Source organism: Mucilaginibacter sp. SMC90 (assembly GCF_022811725.1).
Taxonomy (GTDB): domain Bacteria; phylum Bacteroidota; class Bacteroidia; order Sphingobacteriales; family Sphingobacteriaceae; genus Mucilaginibacter.
The window spans coordinates 6702985-6720928 of record NZ_CP094527.1 but is presented as its reverse complement, the minus strand read 5'-3'; the positions used below and the strand labels follow the sequence as shown (position 1 = coordinate 6720928).

Here is a 17944-nt window from a genome sequence, read left to right as displayed (position 1 = left end):
CTTTTTGAGGGCGGTATATGTGCTCTGCAAGTTCAGGCGTCTTTCGTCATAGCCGTTAACTTAAGGCGCCCCCTCAAATGCAGGGGAATGTGCGATTCCCCTCTCGAGAGCAGGGCTGTTGCATTCTAATGTATAGTTGCAAGTTCAAGCGTCTTTCGCTTGAATTATTGCTCAGGTAAGCGTCCACGCTTACCTTTTTGATGTTGTTACGCGAGCGTGGACGCTCAAAAAAAACCAACACTCGAGCGTGGACGCTCGAGTGTTGGCTTTTTAAAGCACATTGAATTAGAATGCAACAGCTCTGCTCTCGAGAGGGGATTTTAAAAGGCTTGCACCAAATTACTCCCTTAGGTTAACGACTATGGCAAAGGGCGCTTAAACCTGCCATAGAAATAAATCCGAAATCGAAATTCCGAAATTCGATATCCAAACGTTGTACTTTGCTTTGGGACAATATTGTTGTAATTTCGGCGCTTAATACAATATATTATAACGTGCTGAGCATCCTTAAAAAAGAAATAATATCCTACCTCAGTTCGCTGGTAGCCTATGTTACCATCGGCGTATTTTTATTGGTGCTTGGTTTATTTTTATGGGTATTTCCTGATTCAAGCATATTAGAATATGGCTACGCCGGGCTCGAAAGCCTGTTCAGTACTGCGCCATATCTGTTTATGTTCCTGATCCCTGCCATCACCATGCGTTCACTTGCCGAAGAACGTAAGGAAGGCACCTTTGAGTTGCTGTTCACCCGCCCTTTAAAAGATTGGGAGATAGTTTTGGGCAAATACTTTGCCTGTTTATCAATAGTACTGTTTGCGTTACTGCCTACATTGGTTTATTACTATTCGGTAAGTTCGCTGGGTATTCCACCGGGAAACATCGATGCCGGCGCAGTTATAGGTTCATATATTGGGTTGTTTTTATTAGGCGGTGTTTTTGTTGGGATAGGCATGTTTGCCTCATCTATCACCAAAAATCAGATCATCGCATTCACCATATCCGTTTTCCTGTGTTTCTTTTTTTACAGCGGCTTTGATTCCATCAGTCAGTTGTTATCCCTGCAGGATCTTGGTTTGCAGAATTTAGGTATCACCCAACATTATGATTCAGTAAGCCGTGGTGTACTGGATACCCGCGATCTGACTTACTTTTTAGTAGCTGGAGGCGTTTTTATCTGGCTTACATTATTTGTTTTAGGCAGGCAAAGGCAAAAGCGCTTATCCAATGGTATGGTTGGATTATTGTGCGTATTTTTTTCGCTTGTCAGTTCGTCTTATTTTTCCTTTACCCGCTTTGATTTTACCGCCGAAAAACGCTTTACCATATCACCTGTAAGTAGTAAAATCATGCGCAGGCTATCGGAGCGTATTAAGGTGGTGGTTTATTTGCAGGGCGATAACCTGCCGGGCGGCTTTAAACGCCTGCAGAGTGCTACGCGTGATATGCTGAGCGACTTGCAAGCTTATAGTAAAGGTAAAATCCAGTTCGAGTTTCGTGACCCGTTGAAAGGTTTAAACAATGACCAGCAAAACGAGGTGATCCAAAACATGGCTGCCGAAGGAGTAGAGCCAACCAACCTGAGCGTTAAAACCGATAATGGCGTAACGCAAAAGCTTATTTTCCCCTCGGCGCTGGTTTCTGCCAATGGGAAGGATATTCCTGTAAAACTATTACTCAGCAGGATAGGGCTTTCGCCTGATGAAGTGCTGAACAACTCTATCCAAAACCTGGAATATGCTTTTACATCGGCTATAAAAAAAGCGGATGATGGGGGCAGGCCTCAAATAGGTTTTACCGAAGGCCACCATGAATTAACAGATCTGCAGCTGAACGATGCCATGAAAACCCTTGCCGAAGGTTTCCAGGTAGGCCGGGTTGATTTAAGTGCTATCTCTTTTGCCGATCTGCAAAAGATCAAATTACTGGTAATTGCCAAGCCCGATCAGAAGTTTTCGGAAATAGAGAAATTTAAGCTCGACCAGTACATTATGCACGGAGGCCGGGTACTATGGACGATAGACCAGGTGAGCGCCGAACTGGACAGTCTTCGGGGGCATGGCGGGGAGCAGCTTGCCTTTCCAAAACAGCTTAACCTTGATGATCAGCTTTTTCGTTATGGCATCCGCATTAATTATGACCTGATAGCCGATATGAACTGCTCGCAGATCCCCATCAGCACAGGCAACGTTGGCGGGCAGGCGCAGATCCAGATGCTGCCATGGCTGTATTACCCGGTATTTATTCCGTTAAGCAAACACCCTGTGGTAAAAAACCTTGACGGCATCAGCAGCGAGTTTGCAAGTTCAATTGATATCCTGGATACCAAAAATGTAAATAAAACGGTGCTGCTAACATCATCGCCCTATAATAAAAAATTAACTGCCCCGCATATTTTATCATTGCAGGCGTTGGAGCAGGAACCCAATCCTAAAGAGTTTCAAAGCGTACCTAAAATAACCGGCGTGTTGCTGGAAGGTCGTTTTATAAGTGATTGGCAAAACCGCCCTCTGCCCGAAGGACTAAAAGAGCAGGTTCCGGTACTATCGCAAAGTGAACCTACTAAAATGATAGTGATCAGTGACGGCGATATTTTAAAGAACCAAATAGGCAGCGACGGTTCACCATATCCGTTAGGATATGATCATTATACACATCAAACCTACGGGAATAAAAACCTGCTGCTTAACATAGCCGATTACATGACCGACGACTCGGGACTGATTGCCCTGCGTACCAAGGAGATCAAGATCCGCCTGCTGAACCGGGCGCGCATCCGCAGCGAAAAAATGTACTGGCAGTTGGTAAATACCATTGCGCCGCTGGTTTTAGTGTTAATATGTGCTATTTTTCAACATTATTTACGCAGGCAAAAGTATGCCCGTTAAATTTTCTATTTTTGATAGATTAATTACAACCATATGAGATTTATTGTTTCTACATCAACATTACTCAAACAACTGCAGTCGGTAAGTGGTGCGTTAAGCAGCAGTACTGTGCTGCCGATACTGGAAAACTTTTTGTTCGAGATAAAGGATGGGAACTTGACCATTTCTGCTACCGACCTGCAAACCAGCATGACCACCTCGCTGCCTGTTGAGGCTAAAGAGAATGGAAGGATTGCTATACCGTCGCGTATATTGTTAGAGACCCTGAAATCATTACCTGAGCAGCCTGTTGCTTTTTCGGTTGATGATAAAACTTTCGCTATTGAAATCAACGCCGGCGACGGTAAATACAAACTAAGCGGCGAAAACGGCGAGGATTTTCCGAAAATTCCGGTTGTTGAAAATGCCTCATCGGTAAACCTGCCTGCTTCAGTTTTAGCCGAAGCTATCAACAAAACCATTTTTGCAGTAAGTAATGACGAGTTGCGCCCGGCTATGACGGGTGTTTACTGCCAGCTTACAACATCGGCCCTTACTTTTGTTGCAACCGATGCGCACAAACTGGTTCGGTACCGTCGTAAAGATGCAAAGGCCGCAAGCACTACATCGTTCATTTTACCTAAAAAAGCTTTAACCCTGCTTAAATCATCATTGCCAAGCGATGATGTGAACGTATCGGTTGAATATAACAGCACCAGTGCTTTTTTCAAGTTTGGCAACATTAACCTGGTGTGCCGCTTAATTGATGAGCGTTACCCTGATTACGAGGCTGTTATTCCTCAAAATAATCCAAATAAACTAAATATCGACAGGCTTACCTTCCTGGGTTCGTTAAACCGTGTAGCTATCTATGCTAACAAAACCACCCACCAGGTTAGGCTCAAAATAAATGGCAGCGAGTTAAATATTTCATCAGAAGATATTGATTTTGCTAACGAGGCCCACGAACGTTTAAGCTGTCAATATGAGGGCGAGGACATGGAAATTGGCTTTAATGCAAGATTTTTAATAGAAATGTTGAAGAATTTAAGTTGCGAAGAAGTATCTTTGGAAATGTCAACTCCAAACCGCGCGGGCCTATTACTGCCGCAGGGAGGTGACGAGAATGAAGATGTGCTGATGCTGGTTATGCCGGTGATGCTCAATAGCTATGCTTAAGTGTAAACTTAAATTATAAATCCAAAACTAAGTCCGGTAACATAAAACCGGACTTTTTTTATTAGGCACCCGATACCAAAAATTACAGTAAGCAGTTATAGCTTATAATTGTATATGAATATAAAGGTTAAAGTTTTATTGATGATAGCCGCGACGACAGGTTACCTTGCATCGTGTAAAAAAAATAATGATAAACCCGATGCGGTTGATTCTTCAACAACATCATTAAACGTTATTAATACTACCTTCAACAATGTTAACATTTACGTTAATGGTACCAGGATAAATAATACAACAACGTTTTATCCCGGAGGTTCGCTGGGGTATATTTTGGTGAAATCGGGCACTCAAAACTATTCGGTTAAGTTAGATGGTCCTAACAACGCCAATCCTTTGTTTAGCCTGCCGCTAACATTAAGTAAGGATTCGGTATATTCATTTTACGTGGCCGGCAATACGGCAGATCAGGTTTTCAAAACTACCGACGTATTAGCAGCCGACACAGGTAGCGCCCCAAAGGCAAAAATCAGGTTTGTTAATGCATCGGCTGATGCGGGTAATATAAGTGTGCACTTTGAAGGTATAACGGCTGCCGCAGATACCGAACAAGTAAAAGATCTCGGGTTTAAGACAACCTCGGCTTTTTATTTGGTAGCGCCTGGAGAACATAATATGGCGCTGCATTCTGCAGCATTTCCTGCTACCATTGTAAGGGATACAGTGCAGCTAATTGGCGGCAAGGTATATACCTACTTTGGTTATGGTAATAAAAGTACCGGTTTGGCAACCGGTGTGTTCACTAATCAATAATATATTAATGGCTAATAAAAATAAAAGCAAGGTACTGGTTTCGTTTTTTGTGGCTGTACTGTGCGGCCTTTTCTTATGCGGAGTTACATCATGCGGCAAGGGTGGCAACGCATCTTCAGTTGGGCTCAATACCCAGTTTCAGATAGTTAATTTGAGCCCCGATATTTTGCCGGTATATCTTTACCAGCATTTTATAAGGTATAGTACAACTACATATACTTATCCTAACAGTTCGGGATATTTTTATCTTTCAACGCTTGAACCACCCCTGCAATTGCGTACAGTTACTACGGCACCTGCAATTTTGCTTCAGTTTGATACAACGCTTAAGGCCAACAGAAAATATACCTTATTCATAACCGGCTTCAGGAAAGATAGCTCATTTGTAAGTTCATTCATATTATCTGATAGCACCGGTTTACCGTCAATAGGAAAGGGAAAATTGAGGTTTGTGCATACCTCGCCCAATACAGCTGCACTGGATCTGAGGGCTAACGACAGCCTTGTTGTAAGTGGTACAACCTTTAATAAGGTATCTAAATACGTTGAACTTACTGCCGGTAATTATAACTTTACCATTACAACTACCCGAACGCCTACAACAATTGAAACAACCCTGCAAAATATAACCATACAAGACGGACGCGCATATACAATTTATACCAAAGGTATTGTTGGCAGCGCCGATTCACTGGCTTTTGGTGCGGGGGTGTTAACTAATAATCTGCTTAGTAAGACACTTCAATAGCTGCTTTCTGTTTAATATTTATATTTTTGGGCAAAAATTAAGCCTGTGGAAGTAATAAAAAGCATAATCGACTTTATACTGCATATTGACAAGCACCTGGTACAAATAACCAGCGCTTACCAGGGATGGACCTACCTCATCCTTTTCCTGATCATATTTGCCGAAACAGGTTTTGTAGTAACCCCATTTTTACCCGGCGATTCGTTATTATTTGCAGCCGGTGCTTTAATAGCAGGTGGCAGCTCGGGGCTGGATATCTGGCTGCTGGGTATTATATTAATTGCCGCTGCATTTATCGGCAATACCGTAAATTACCTTTTAGGCAGCTATTTGGGCCCAAAAGTTTTTAAAGAAGAAAATAAGATCCTTAAGCTTGAATATTATCTTAAAACCAAAGCTTTTTTTGATAAACACGGCGGCAAGGCGGTGATATTTAGTCGCTTTATGCCTATTATCCGTACCATTGCACCCTTTGTAGCCGGTGTAGGCAGGATGCCCTTTTTACGTTACAGCCTTTACAACATTATCGGCGGTGCATCATGGATCATTGTATTCCTGTTTGCAGGCTACAAATTAGGACAGGTAGATATCATAGCTAAAAACTTCTCGTTGGTAGGGGTGATCATTATCCTGATATCAATACTGCCACCTATTCTTGCTGCTATAAAAAGCCGCACTGCCAAGAATCCGGCTTAAGTATAACCAGTCCGTCGGTGCTGTCAGTTGATGGAATCAAGTGTCATGGTGCCCATCAATTTTTCGCCTTTATAGGTTTCAGATTTAACAAACCTGCCAAGTTTAGGAGCGTACCACTCGGTTACATGAAAGTTAAAAGGGATACCGATGCCCATCATTTTCATTTTGGTAGTGGCATCGTAGCTTAATTTAAAACAATCGAAACTGCCTGCATTGGTGGTTATGGTTTCGGCTTGCTCAACTTTACGGTTCTTGATATCCATTTGCAGGTTGGCCAATTGTGCGCCGCCGCTGCCCATATCAATGTTTACGGAGCCATCATCTAAAGCTTGCCCCGCTTTCATATCGGTAGGATAGGTTAGATATTTGGCTTCACCGCTTACCTGCATGTTGCCTTTCATATTTGCGGCCGGTACAAATGATTTCATATCTACTTTAATGGTATTGCCTGTACATATCATTTCAGAATCGCCATTACCTATGGCTTTACCATTCTTGTCGTTTATTTCGGCATGTACTGAAACCGTTGCTGCATCTTTTTTAGTGGTGGTGTAAACAGCTGTCATTTGCTGTTTGCCTTTGGCATCCTGGCTCACATAAGTGAGTTTTTTGCCATTAACGTTGTTTACAAACTGGCTGCAGTTTTGGGCTATTGCCGCCTTACAGCAAAATATCATTAATAAGAAAAATAATTTCTTCATAGCGTAATAATTTAATGTGAATGGTTTACGCTAAGATGCAGGAAATGCAGTGCGGAAACAATGTTGCTACTACCCGTTTGGTGTTCGGGTTTTACGTTATTAATGGTTAATTACCAGTGCTTTGCCTGTTCGGTATAGTGTTTCTTCCTGCTGCAGTTTGGTTTTTTGATCATCACTTAAAGGCTGCGCAATAAGTTTATTAAGGTCAGGTTGCCCCGCATCAACCCAGGCCGAATACCAGAAGCTGCCAACAGAAAGTATGGACGCCCGCATTTGTCTTGCTACCATGCCTTTCAGCATTTTGTGATAAGCAAAACTGTAAGCGGCCGAATAATCATTTATTTGCTTTTTGCCATGCAGCACCAACTCATATTTTTTATCCTGCGGATAGGTTTTGTTCAGGATACGTTCAAACCGCAAAACAGTATCCACGCGTTTAAACGTAGCCCTGCATATCCGGAAAGCTTCATTAAGCGGGTTTTCGATATAGCGGGCTTTGCCTGCATAGCAGTTATAATGGTTGGCAAATAACTCCGGAAGGCGGCTTTCCCAAAGGGCATGGATGCCGGTTTGCCCGGTAAGCTGGCCATTGTAGTTTTGGGTGAGGTGCAAGGGGACATGTGCATCGGCAACGTAATGTCCTAAATATGACGAGGCGTTAAGTATACCAGTAGTATCATGTGCTTTAAAAGCGCGCACCAACCGGTAATACTGGTACTGAATAGCCCAGGGAACGGTTCCATATTTAGTAATGGTGTCTTTTGAATATTTGGCAATCGCATCCTTCCATTTTTTAGGCATGGCCTCAAAAGGCCGTTTGCCATAATGGTCGGCATCAAAGAAATGCCGGGGCGCTTCTGACGAGTCGACATAGCGGCGTTTATCCGCACTCACGGCATGTTCGGTTATGTAATCGATATTGGCCTTGTAGAAACCCGACATGGCCTTAGGAAGCGTAAAAATAGCCAGCCGGTTAATGCGGTAGTGCGCAAAGAACCCCCATGATGAGCATAACATGATTAAACAGATACCTGTTATGCTTAAAATTATACGGCGGTTCATGAAGGTAAAGATGCAATTTAAAGGGGAGTTTTAAATTACAAATTATACTTCTCTCTAAGCTGGCTGCTTACTTTATTGGCATCATTAATAATACTTTCCGGAAAACCCACGCCTTTTAAAACTGCTATGCCATTCCTGTTTTTGAGCAGCCCTTCTTTAATTTTATAATCAAATACCAGCCGGTCATCACCAATCACTTCCTCAAACGAGAAAACTTTATAATTACTGCCCAGCAGTTCGGCCAGCTCCAGATCATGCGTTGATACAAATACGAAGCTTTGATTTTGAATAAAATAACTTAAAACTGCTTTTGCTGCTGCAATGCGTTCGATGGTGTTTGTGCCCCTGAAAATTTCATCAATGATCACAAGGCTGTTTACCGGTTTGCTGGCCATAGTTTGCGAAACTATATTTTTAACAGCCATTGCCTCGGCCTGGAAATAACTTTTATTACTGCCCGGATCGTCTGTCATATCAATACTGGTAAATATTTTAAGTGGAGGTGCCTGGTATACGGTAGCGAAACTGGTGTTGATGGTTTGCGACAACAAGGCATTAACGGCAATAGCACGGATGAAAGTAGTTTTGCCCGACATGTTGGAACCTGTTACCAAAACGCCTTGTGTGTTATCGATAGAGATGGAATTTGATACGCAGTTTTCGATAAGGGGGTGGTAAAGATCTTTAATAATGATATTGGTATTGCCAGATATTAGCTGTGGCCTGCAATAATGAGCTGAGCCCTCACGTACCGACTGGATGGAAATGGCAACATCAACCTCGGCAACTGCTTCATAAACAACCTTTATGTCGTTAAGATATTTATTTACCTTGCTGATTGATTTAATAAATACCAGCGGCTCAATAAGCAGGAACATTTTTAGCCATTCGGTAACCAGGTAGTAAATATCGGTGGGGTCAATGGCTGCTTTGTTTTGCAGGGTAATGTAATTTAACGACTTTTTAAGTTTGCCCATATTAACCATGCTGTTGCGTGTAGGTTCATCATCTCTGAGCAGGTTATGGTTTTTAAGCCAGTTTGAAACCCTGAATAAAACCATTAGCTGAGGCAGCGAATGTGTATAATTCAGCATTTGAGTTTTATTGCTGTAATGAATAGCCACATTGGCTATCATTAATACCAGTAATAACATCAGCATAAACTGATTAGGCACTATAAAAAGGCTGATAGCTACTCCTACGATCAGAAACGGCGCTATGCTGATATAAAAGTTGCCGATAGCAGGAAAAATAGACTGGTGAGGTTTTTTGAAAAGCTCGGGTAAGTAATAGGCATCGTTACTGCCTAACTCTGATAATTTAAGCTCAGCTTGCTCTCTTAACTCTGTACTGGCTGTAGCAAGACCTATCCTTTGCTCAATCGTTTCAAAATAGCCTTCTGAAATTTGAGGGGAATGCAGTTGTTTATATAAATATTGCTGGCCGGGTTTGGAGTTGGTGCGGTCGATATATTCAAACACACTGTCGATATCCAGATCGGTAGCGGTTTCTGCTGAAATCTCGCTCGCAGCGCCATAGGCTGTTAAATAATTACTGATGCGTTTGAAATTTCTGGCAGCAATTATGGGCTTGCCCCAGCGTTCTTTTATTTCTGCAAGCTTCTTTTTTTGCCGGGTCTTGCTTTTTAAATGGCTTACTAAAATAAATATAAAAGGTAGCAGTATTACAATAATGATCCAGTATAGCATGGTTAAAAGTAGTATTAATAAGCTATCGCTTTTGCTTATTTAGATAGCACCTCCATGTAATTGTTTCACCGGTACCCAATAATGTTTCCCTCATAGCTTACCCGAATAAACCTTGGTATCGTAATTAATAACGATAACCCCGTTATGCTGATATTTATTAAACAGCATTTGCAAATCATTGATCATCGGCTGGTACCCTTTATCATCGCGCGCAGGCATGTATGATGATGACAGCAGGCGGCCTTTCAATCCTTCAAAATCAAATACCTGTTTATTGGCAAATACTTCCAGGTGCACAGCCGCGGGGTTAAAGAATGCGGCAATGTGTTCGGTATCGATATTGCGGTGATCAACTTTAACATAATCATTGCCATGTTTTATGATAAGTTCATCATACTCCTGTTCAAAGGCCGATGTTGTTTTTCTTTCATTCCAGATCAGGGCAACAATGCCATCCGGTTTCAGGATCCTTTTAAATTCGATACGGGTTTTTACGGTATCAAACCAATGGAAGGCCTGCCCAGCAATAATCGCGCTAACGCTATTGTTTTCAATGCCAGTATTTTCGGCAGTGCCGTCATGAGGGATAAAGCCATGATATGAGCCGAGTAACTCAATAGCCTTTTCGCGCATCTCCAGGTTAGGCTCAACGGCAATTACCCGGTAACCTTTTTTAAGAAACAGGGCGGTAGAGATTCCTGTGCCTGCGCCAATATCCGCAATAAGCTTATCCTGGGTTAAGCTATAAGTATCATGTAAAAACTTAACAATTTCAGTTGGGTAGCCGGGACGGTATTTTACATAATCTTCAACCCGGTTGCTGAACCTGGTGGTGCTGTTGATTGTCATGATACTGCGGTTTTAATAATTATAATAACGCCGCAAAAATCATTGTGTTGTATGAACACTTTGTGAATGTTAGGTTAACAGGTTATTAATTGTCAGATGTAAAGAGGGTAATACCGCAGGTTATCAATTCAATCGGACTAAAATATTAAATCAAAAAACCACTTGCATATTAAATTTAATCCCCCTATATTTGCAGTCCTTAAAATAAGTAGAAAAGAATAACAAGCTATACGAGATGGCAAATCATAAATCATCATTAAAAAGAATCAGGTCAAACGCTGCGAAGCGTCTGCGCAACAGGTACCAGGCTAAAACAACCAGGAACGCTATTAAGAAATTAAGAAATACCACTACCAAGGCTGATGCTTCTGCATTGCTGGGCAAAGTGATTTCTATGCTTGATCGTTTGGCTAAAAAGAACGTTATTCACAAAAACAAAGCTTCGAACAATAAATCAAAGCTTACTAAATTTGTTAACGGCTTAAGCTAATCTTAGCTTTAAAAATATACTAAAGGGATGGTGTACTAACGCTATCCCTTTTTTTGTTAGGCGCTTTTTCATACTTTCAGGGCGTGGAAAATTACGAAAGCAAGATCAGTATCAAATCATGGGCCGAAGAAGACCGCCCGCGCGAAAAGCTAAGCGGGCAAGGTCGCCGGGCCCTTACCGATGCCGAACTGATAGCGATATTGATAGGCTCGGGGAGCCGCACCGAAACTGCGGTTGAACTGAGTAAACGCATCCTGCACCATTACGATAACGATCTCAACAAGCTTGGTAAAGCTTCTATAACTGAACTATCCAAATTTAAAGGGATAGGGGAGGCTAAGGCGATATCCATTATTGCCGCCTTGGAGATCGGCCGTCGCCGCAACGAATCTGAATCGGGCGCTATTGAAGTGATCACTTCAAGCCGTGACGGTTACAATATTATGCGCCGGCACTTGATGGATTTGAACCACGAAGAGTTTTGGATCATATTACTCGGGCGCTCAAACAAAGTTTTGGGAAAAGAGCTGATCAGCAAGGGCGGTTTATCGGCCACGGTGTGCGATCCTAAGATCATCTTTTATTCGGCCCTGCAATACCAGGCCAGCGGACTTATCCTGGTGCATAACCACCCATCGGGCAATCTCAAGCCCAGTAATGAAGATATTCAACTTACTAAAAAGATAAGCGCTGCCGGGAGGATGCTGGACATGGGCGTGTTTGATCATTTGATCATCACAGATAATGGGTATTTTAGTTTGGCCGATGAGGGGATGATGTGATTTTGATTTGGGATTTCGGATGTTCGATTTCGGATTTTAGGAATCATGAATTTTCAATTTTAGATTTGTTAAAACTGAACAGTGCTCTCGATTAGATTAATTAAAATAAATCAAAGGTTACAATTCTCTATTTTGAAATTCAAATAATTCCGAAATCGAACATCCGAAATCCGAAATCTATCAAGTCTCACATCCGAAATCTTTATATCTTTGCCGATTATCATTTCGGAATAATGAAAATATCTTATAACTGGCTTAAAGAATTTATTGATACTGATAAAACGCCCCAGGAAATTTCCATCATCCTTACCGGTACCGGTTTGGAGGTTGAAAGCCTGGAAAAGGTACAGGCTGTTCCCGGCGGACTGGAAGGCCTGGTGATTGGCTATGTAAAGGAATGTGTTGACCACGCTAATTCAGATCACCTGCATGTTACCAAAGTTGATGTAGGCAGCGGGGAAGATCTGCAGATTGTTTGCGGTGCTGCTAACGTAGCTGCCGGGCAAAAAGTAGTGGTAGCTGTTGTTGGCTCAACCGTTTATCCAACCAGCGGCGAGCCTTTTGCTATCAAAAAATCAAAGATCAGGGGCGAGGAATCTCACGGGATGATCTGTGCTGAAGATGAGATAGGTTTAGGAACCAGCCATGCCGGTATTATGGTATTGCCTGAGGATGCGCCTGTAGGTACTCCGGCCAAAGAATACTTTAAGCTGAACGACGATTACATGTACGAGATTGGGTTAACCCCCAACCGTGCCGATGCGGCTTCACATTTAGGTACTGCAAGGGATATTGCCGCTTTTCTGAAAATAGGTATCCACAAGCCAGATGTAAGTGCATTTAAAGTTGATAATACCAACTGCACTATCAGGGTTGTTGTGGAAAACGAGCAGGCTTCACCACGTTATTCGGGTGTAACCATCAGCGGTGTTGAAGTTAAAGAGTCGCCGCAATGGTTAAAAGAGCGTTTGGCTGTTATTGGCATCCGTTCTATCAATAACATTGTGGATGTTACCAACTATGTGCTGCATGAGCTTGGCCAGCCGCTACACGCTTTTGATGCTGATGAAATAACCGGCAACGAAGTATTAGTGAAAAATTATGCTGAAGGCACAGTGTTTAAAACGCTTGATGAGGTTGACAGGAAACTTTCTGCCGATGACCTTATAATTGGTAATGCCGAAGAGCCTATGTGTATAGCAGGTGTTTTTGGCGGTGCAAAATCAGGTGTTAAGGAATCAACCAAAAATATTTTCCTGGAGAGTGCTTACTTTAACCCGGTATCGGTACGTAAAACTTCAAAAAGACATGGCTTAAAAACCGATGCTTCTTTCAGGTTTGAGCGTGGTACAGATCCAGACATGACCGTTTTTGCATTGAAGCGTGCTGCATTGTTGATTCAGCAGGTGGCTGGCGGAGCGGTATCGTCAGAGATTTCTGATCATTACCCGGCCCCGGTTGCTCCGTTTGCTGTAGAGATCACGTATAATACCATTGACAGGCTAATTGGTAAAGCTATTGGCCATGACGAGATCAAAGGTATCATCACGGCGCTTGATATTAAGATAGTGAATGAAACTGCGGATTCGCTATCATTACAAGTGCCGCCATACCGTGTGGATGTTACCCGCGATGTGGATGTTGTTGAAGAGATCCTGAGGATTTATGGTTATAACAATATTGAGATCCCTACCCAGATCAGGGCGTCGCTGAATAATTCTACCCGGCCGGAAAAGGATACCGTTCAAAATCAATTGTCGGATTTGCTGAGTGCTAATGGTTTTAACGAGATCCTGGCCAACTCACTTACAAAATCTGCGTATTCAGACAACCTGGATACTGCGGTTAAGATCCTGAACCCTTTAAGCAGTGATTTGGATGTAATGCGCCAAACGTTGCTGTACTCGGGCCTGGAAGCCATAGCTTACAATCAAAACCGCCGTAGCGCTGATTTGAAGTTTTACGAGTTTGGTAAGGTTTATAAACTGGAGAACGATAAATATATCGAAACCCAGCGTTTCAGTATTTTTATTACAGGAGCAAACGCAGGTGAGCAGTGGAACCAAAAATCAAAACCGGTTTCGTTCTATAATATCAAGGCGGTGGTTGATGGTATTTTACAGCGTTTGAACATCAGTAACTATACGGTTGAGGATGCAACCTGCAAAAAAATGTCGTTTGGCATTCAATACATGCTTAATGGCAAGCAATTGGTAAAATTTGGTTCGGTTGCAGGTGTTTCACTAAAAAAAGCCGACGTTGATAAAGAGGTATTTTATGCCGATTTCAATTTCGACCTTGTGTTGGCTGCCATCCGTAAAAATAAGATCGTTTTCCAGGATGTTTCCAAATTTCCGGCTGTAAGGCGCGACCTTTCTATGCTGATAGACCAAAACGTATCATTTGGTCAGTTGAAACAAATTGCCTTGCGTACCGAGCGTAAATTGCTGAAGGAAGTTGATGTGTTTGACGTTTACCAGGGCGATAAACTGCCTGCGGGTAAAAAGTCGTATGCGTTAAGCTTCATTATTCAGGATATCGAAAAAACGTTGACGGATAAGGCGATTGATTCTATTATGCAGAAATTAATTTATAATTTAGGAAAAGAAGCCGGAGCAGAGATCAGAAAATAATTATGTGAATGGTTGATTGGGTGAGTGGTTAATCAGGTTGTTTTCTGATAAACCACTCACTCAATCAACTTAATCAACCATTAACCAAAAACATGGCCTCATTAGCAGAGCAGTTAAATAAAATTGTAGATAAAACCGAGCGCCTGATTGAACTGTGCGCTGCTTTGCAGGAGGAAAATGACCTTTTAAAACTGGAGAGCGAAGCGCTAACAGTAGCCCTTAATGCCAGTAAGGGTAAGACAAAAGAACTGGAAGAAAAATTAAAAGTTGTTAAGGTTGCTAAGTCTTTTTCTGAAACAAATGAAAAAAGTGTTGACATTAAGCAAAAAATTAACGACTTTGTGCAGGAAATAGATAAGTGTATTGTATTATTGAAAAAATAGTACAAAAAGTGAAAAGCTCAAATGGGAGAAATCTCAATAAAAATAAATATTGCTGACCGTGTTTACCCCTTAAAGGTTAACATGGAGGAAGAAGAAATAATACGCAGGGCGGCTAAGCTGATCAACGACCGGATAAAAGAATATCAAGAAAATTATGCGGTTAGGGATAAGCAGGATTTACTTTCAATGTGTGTGTTGCATTATGCAACCTCATCATTAAAGGCTGAAAAGAAAGTTACCGTTGAGGATACAGAGGTAACAGAAAAAGTTTATCATTTAGATCATTTGTTGACCGAATTTTTTTCGAAGTAATAAACGTTCTTTACATAATATACAAGAGCACATTAAGATTTAACCGCAGTTAAATTTTAGGTTTCACTATTAAAAACTTAACGCTTCAATATTAAGCGGATCAAGAGGCATGCGTTAGTTACGATTAACGTTAACCAACCCATGGTCCCAATATCCGAAATGAAGTTTTAAATACATGATACTTAAAAATTAGTTGCGGTTTTTTTATTTACATACATATTACAACACCACCAAACCTAAAATGGACATATTACTATACGTTATCATCGGCCTGCTTGTAGGCGCCATCATTGGCGTTTTGATTGGCCGCTTCCTGCTCCGAAAATTGTTTAAAGACCAGGAGGCCTCGGCTCAAAATAAAGTTAAAAAGATTTTAAAAGATGCTGAAAATAATGCCGAAATCCTGAAGAAAAATAAACTGCTTGAAGCCAAAGAGAAGTTTTTACAAATGAAAGCTGAGCATGAGCAGGAAGTTAATAATAAAAATAACGCGGTAAATCAGCGTGAAAACAGCGTTAAGCAAAAGGAGCAATCATTAAACCAGCGCCTGGAAAACGTTAACCGCAAGGAGAGCGAACTTGATAATACCCGCAAAAACCTCGAAAAACAAACGGATGTAGTGGTTAAAAAGCAGGAAGAGGTTGAAATTCTTAAAAATCAGCATGTACAACAGCTGGAAACCATAGCAGGTTTATCTGCAGATGATGCTAAAAACCAACTGGTTGATACCCTGCGTGAGGAAGCCCGTACAAAGGCAATGATCCAGATCAAGGATATTGTTGACGAAGCCAAGCTTACCGCTACAAAAGAGGCAAAGAAAATAGTTATCCAAACTATTCAGCGTACGGCTACGGAGAGCGCTATTGAAAATACGGTATCTATCTTCAATATCGAAAATGACGAGATCAAAGGCCGTATCATCGGTCGTGAAGGACGTAACATTCGTGCTTTAGAAGCTGCTACCGGTATCGAGATCATTGTTGACGATACTCCGGAAGCTATTATTTTATCAGGCTTTGACCCGGTAAGGCGTGAAATAGCCCGTTTGGCTATGCACCGTTTGGTTACCGATGGACGTATCCACCCGGCACGTATTGAAGAAGTTGTTGCCAAAACCAAAAAGCAGATAGAAGAAGAAATTGTTGAGATTGGCGAGCGTACAGTAATTGACCTCGGCATTCATGGTTTGCACCCTGAGCTGATCCGTATGGTTGGCCGTATGCGTTACCGTTCATCATACGGGCAAAACCTGTTGCAGCACTCGCGCGAGGTTGCAAATTTCTGCGCTACTATGGCTGCCGAGCTGGGCTTAAATGTTAAAATGGCTAAACGTGCCGGCTTACTGCATGATATTGGTAAAGTACCTGATGACAACCCGGAATTGCCTCACGCTATTTTGGGTATGCAACTGGCCGAAAAATATAAGGAACACCCTGAAGTTTGCAATGCCATTGGTGCCCACCACGATGAAATTGAGATGACTTCAATGTTATCGCCAATAATCCAGGCTTGTGATGCGATATCAGGCGCACGTCCGGGTGCCCGCCGCGAGGTTGTTGAAAGCTACATCAAACGTTTGAAAGAGCTGGAAGAGCTTGCATTGTCATACCCTGGTGTTGAGAAAACATTTGCTATTCAGGCTGGCCGCGAGTTACGTGTGGTTGTTGAAAGCGAAAAGATCAGCGATGCACAGTCAGAAGTATTAGCTGCCGATATCTCCAACAGGATCCAGACAGAAATGACCTATCCTGGCCAAATCAAAGTTACCGTTATCAGGGAAACCCGTTCGGTAGCGTTTGCCAAGTAATCATTATAAAATTAAACGAAACCCTTTCGGCTCAAAACTGAAAGGGTTTTTTATTTTTACATCGTGACCTCAAAAACATCAAATAATAAACAGAAGGCATCAGTTAAAACCGCTGTAAGTAAAGACGAACGCCCGGCTGATCGATATTTCAGTGAATACGAAGAAGCTCACCGGGATAAGGTTAATCAAATTATACATTATATCTGTATCCCAGCTTTAGCGTTTAGTGTGTTTGGGCTGATCTGGTCGATCCCGTTTCCGCATTTAGCCTTTTTAGGTGTTTATAATGGATATTTTAACTGGGCTTCATTTGTAATAGCCATTGCTATCTATTTTTATTTAAAGCTCTCGCCAATTATATCTTACTTTATCTTATTTATTTTATTAGGCTTTAGCTATGGTATAATGGAGCTCGTGGCCTGGCAACAAGCCGGGGGGCCTGCCATGTGGTCATTGTGCGTTTCTGTATTTATTCCCTCGTTATCCGCCTTGTTGATAGGCAACTGCCGCGAACCGCTGTATGCAAAAAATGGGCTCAATATCAAATCATTGGCTATTGCTCCTGCATACCTGTTAAACCAGTTGCTAAACAAACTGAGAATCAAAAGTTGATTTAGCTATTATGTATTAAGTATTTGTTAAAGTACTCATTGCCATGGTATTTAAATGCCATGTGATAGCAGTGTTTTTTAGGATTAAAGAACATAGTTGTGTAATTTATCTCTTAAATGTGATCCATAAAAACACAACGCTATGGTATTTTATTTTCTTGTATGGTATTGATATCCAATTAATTGAATCGATATTTTAAGAAGCTTTTGTTAAGCAAAAAAGGAATCATTAAGTAGTTGTTAATATAGTAATCTGATGTTAATATAAACTTAACATAGTGTGGGCAATTTTGTGCAATAAAAAA

At 41.7% G+C, this 17944-nt stretch carries 16 protein-coding genes; 12 read left to right on the top strand and 4 right to left on the bottom strand.

What is annotated here, in order from left to right:
- Positions 1-494 precede the first annotated feature (494 nt).
- From gldG to MTO98_RS27895, 5 genes are all read left to right on the top strand, one after another.
- On the top strand, positions 495-2888 hold the full coding sequence (gene gldG / locus MTO98_RS27915) for a gliding motility-associated ABC transporter substrate-binding protein GldG (protein ID WP_243482252.1): 2394 nt from the start codon (positions 495-497) through the stop codon (positions 2886-2888).
- 33 nt (positions 2889-2921) lie between these two features.
- Complete coding sequence (gene dnaN / locus MTO98_RS27910; RefSeq protein ID WP_090529793.1) at positions 2922-4046, top strand: DNA polymerase III subunit beta; 1125 nt, start codon at positions 2922-2924, stop codon at positions 4044-4046.
- A gap of 114 nt (positions 4047-4160) precedes the next feature.
- Positions 4161-4856: a DUF4397 domain-containing protein gene (locus tag MTO98_RS27905; protein ID WP_243482251.1), complete on the top strand. Its 696-nt coding sequence runs from the start codon at positions 4161-4163 to the stop codon at positions 4854-4856.
- 7 nt (positions 4857-4863) lie between these two features.
- Positions 4864-5604 (top strand): DUF4397 domain-containing protein, encoded by a 741-nt coding sequence (locus tag MTO98_RS27900; RefSeq protein WP_243482250.1) that lies wholly within the window; start codon positions 4864-4866, stop codon positions 5602-5604.
- 45 nt (positions 5605-5649) lie between these two features.
- A complete protein-coding gene (locus MTO98_RS27895) occupies positions 5650-6300 on the top strand; it encodes a DedA family protein (protein WP_243482249.1) in 651 nt (216 codons plus the stop codon).
- A gap of 23 nt (positions 6301-6323) precedes the next feature.
- Here MTO98_RS27895 and MTO98_RS27890 read toward each other — a convergent pair whose 3' ends face one another.
- The 4 genes from MTO98_RS27890 to MTO98_RS27875 all read right to left on the bottom strand — a co-directional run bounded on the left by MTO98_RS27890 (position 6324) and on the right by MTO98_RS27875 (position 10621).
- Positions 6324-7001 carry a hypothetical protein gene (locus tag MTO98_RS27890; RefSeq protein WP_243482248.1) on the bottom strand — a complete coding sequence of 226 codons (678 nt, stop codon included), beginning with the start codon at positions 6999-7001 and terminating at the stop codon, positions 6324-6326.
- A 99-nt stretch (positions 7002-7100) separates the two neighbouring features.
- Entirely contained in the window at positions 7101-8063 is a 963-nt protein-coding gene (locus MTO98_RS27885) for a zinc dependent phospholipase C family protein (RefSeq protein WP_243482247.1), read from the bottom strand.
- A gap of 35 nt (positions 8064-8098) precedes the next feature.
- On the bottom strand, positions 8099-9772 hold the full coding sequence (locus MTO98_RS27880; RefSeq protein WP_243482246.1) for a hypothetical protein: 1674 nt from the start codon (positions 9770-9772) through the stop codon (positions 8099-8101).
- Positions 9773-9862: 90 nt separating this feature from the next.
- Positions 9863-10621, bottom strand: a complete 759-nt coding sequence (locus MTO98_RS27875; RefSeq protein ID WP_243482245.1) for a class I SAM-dependent methyltransferase — start codon at positions 10619-10621, stop codon at positions 9863-9865.
- Positions 10622-10856: 235 nt separating this feature from the next.
- Between MTO98_RS27875 and rpsT the strand changes: the two genes are divergently transcribed.
- From rpsT to MTO98_RS27840, 7 genes are all read left to right on the top strand, one after another.
- Positions 10857-11111, top strand: a complete 255-nt coding sequence (rpsT, locus tag MTO98_RS27870; protein WP_076374856.1) for a 30S ribosomal protein S20 — start codon at positions 10857-10859, stop codon at positions 11109-11111.
- Between the two features lie 83 nt (positions 11112-11194).
- A complete protein-coding gene (gene radC / locus MTO98_RS27865) occupies positions 11195-11893 on the top strand; it encodes a DNA repair protein RadC (protein WP_110585717.1) in 699 nt (232 codons plus the stop codon).
- Between the two features lie 233 nt (positions 11894-12126).
- A complete protein-coding gene (gene pheT / locus MTO98_RS27860) occupies positions 12127-14526 on the top strand; it encodes a phenylalanine--tRNA ligase subunit beta (RefSeq protein ID WP_243482244.1) in 2400 nt (799 codons plus the stop codon).
- Positions 14527-14618: 92 nt separating this feature from the next.
- Complete coding sequence (locus tag MTO98_RS27855; protein ID WP_091213498.1) at positions 14619-14909, top strand: hypothetical protein; 291 nt, start codon at positions 14619-14621, stop codon at positions 14907-14909.
- Positions 14910-14930: 21 nt separating this feature from the next.
- Entirely contained in the window at positions 14931-15221 is a 291-nt protein-coding gene (locus tag MTO98_RS27850; RefSeq protein ID WP_090529762.1) for a cell division protein ZapA, read from the top strand.
- A 241-nt stretch (positions 15222-15462) separates the two neighbouring features.
- Entirely contained in the window at positions 15463-17028 is a 1566-nt protein-coding gene (gene rny, locus MTO98_RS27845; protein WP_243482243.1) for a ribonuclease Y, read from the top strand.
- A gap of 63 nt (positions 17029-17091) precedes the next feature.
- Positions 17092-17640: a DUF962 domain-containing protein gene (locus MTO98_RS27840; RefSeq protein ID WP_243482242.1), complete on the top strand. Its 549-nt coding sequence runs from the start codon at positions 17092-17094 to the stop codon at positions 17638-17640.
- The last annotated feature ends 304 nt before the right edge of the window (positions 17641-17944 follow it).

Excerpts from the sequence above, each read along its gene's own strand:
- dnaN (WP_090529793.1), top strand. The coding sequence starts at position 2,922 with ATGAGATTTATTGTTTCTACATCAACATTACTCAAACAACTGCAGTCG.
- MTO98_RS27905 (WP_243482251.1), top strand. The coding sequence starts at position 4,161 with ATGAATATAAAGGTTAAAGTTTTATTGATGATAGCCGCGACGACAGGT.
- MTO98_RS27900 (WP_243482250.1), top strand. The coding sequence starts at position 4,864 with ATGGCTAATAAAAATAAAAGCAAGGTACTGGTTTCGTTTTTTGTGGCT.
- MTO98_RS27890 (WP_243482248.1), bottom strand. The coding sequence starts at position 7,001 with ATGAAGAAATTATTTTTCTTATTAATGATATTTTGCTGTAAGGCGGCA.
- MTO98_RS27885 (WP_243482247.1), bottom strand. The coding sequence starts at position 8,063 with ATGAACCGCCGTATAATTTTAAGCATAACAGGTATCTGTTTAATCATG.
- MTO98_RS27880 (WP_243482246.1), bottom strand. The coding sequence starts at position 9,772 with ATGCTATACTGGATCATTATTGTAATACTGCTACCTTTTATATTTATT.
- MTO98_RS27875 (WP_243482245.1), bottom strand. The coding sequence starts at position 10,621 with ATGACAATCAACAGCACCACCAGGTTCAGCAACCGGGTTGAAGATTAT.
- rpsT (WP_076374856.1), top strand. The coding sequence starts at position 10,857 with ATGGCAAATCATAAATCATCATTAAAAAGAATCAGGTCAAACGCTGCG.
- pheT (WP_243482244.1), top strand. The coding sequence starts at position 12,127 with ATGAAAATATCTTATAACTGGCTTAAAGAATTTATTGATACTGATAAA.
- MTO98_RS27855 (WP_091213498.1), top strand. The coding sequence starts at position 14,619 with ATGGCCTCATTAGCAGAGCAGTTAAATAAAATTGTAGATAAAACCGAG.
- MTO98_RS27850 (WP_090529762.1), top strand. The coding sequence starts at position 14,931 with ATGGGAGAAATCTCAATAAAAATAAATATTGCTGACCGTGTTTACCCC.
- rny (WP_243482243.1), top strand. The coding sequence starts at position 15,463 with ATGGACATATTACTATACGTTATCATCGGCCTGCTTGTAGGCGCCATC.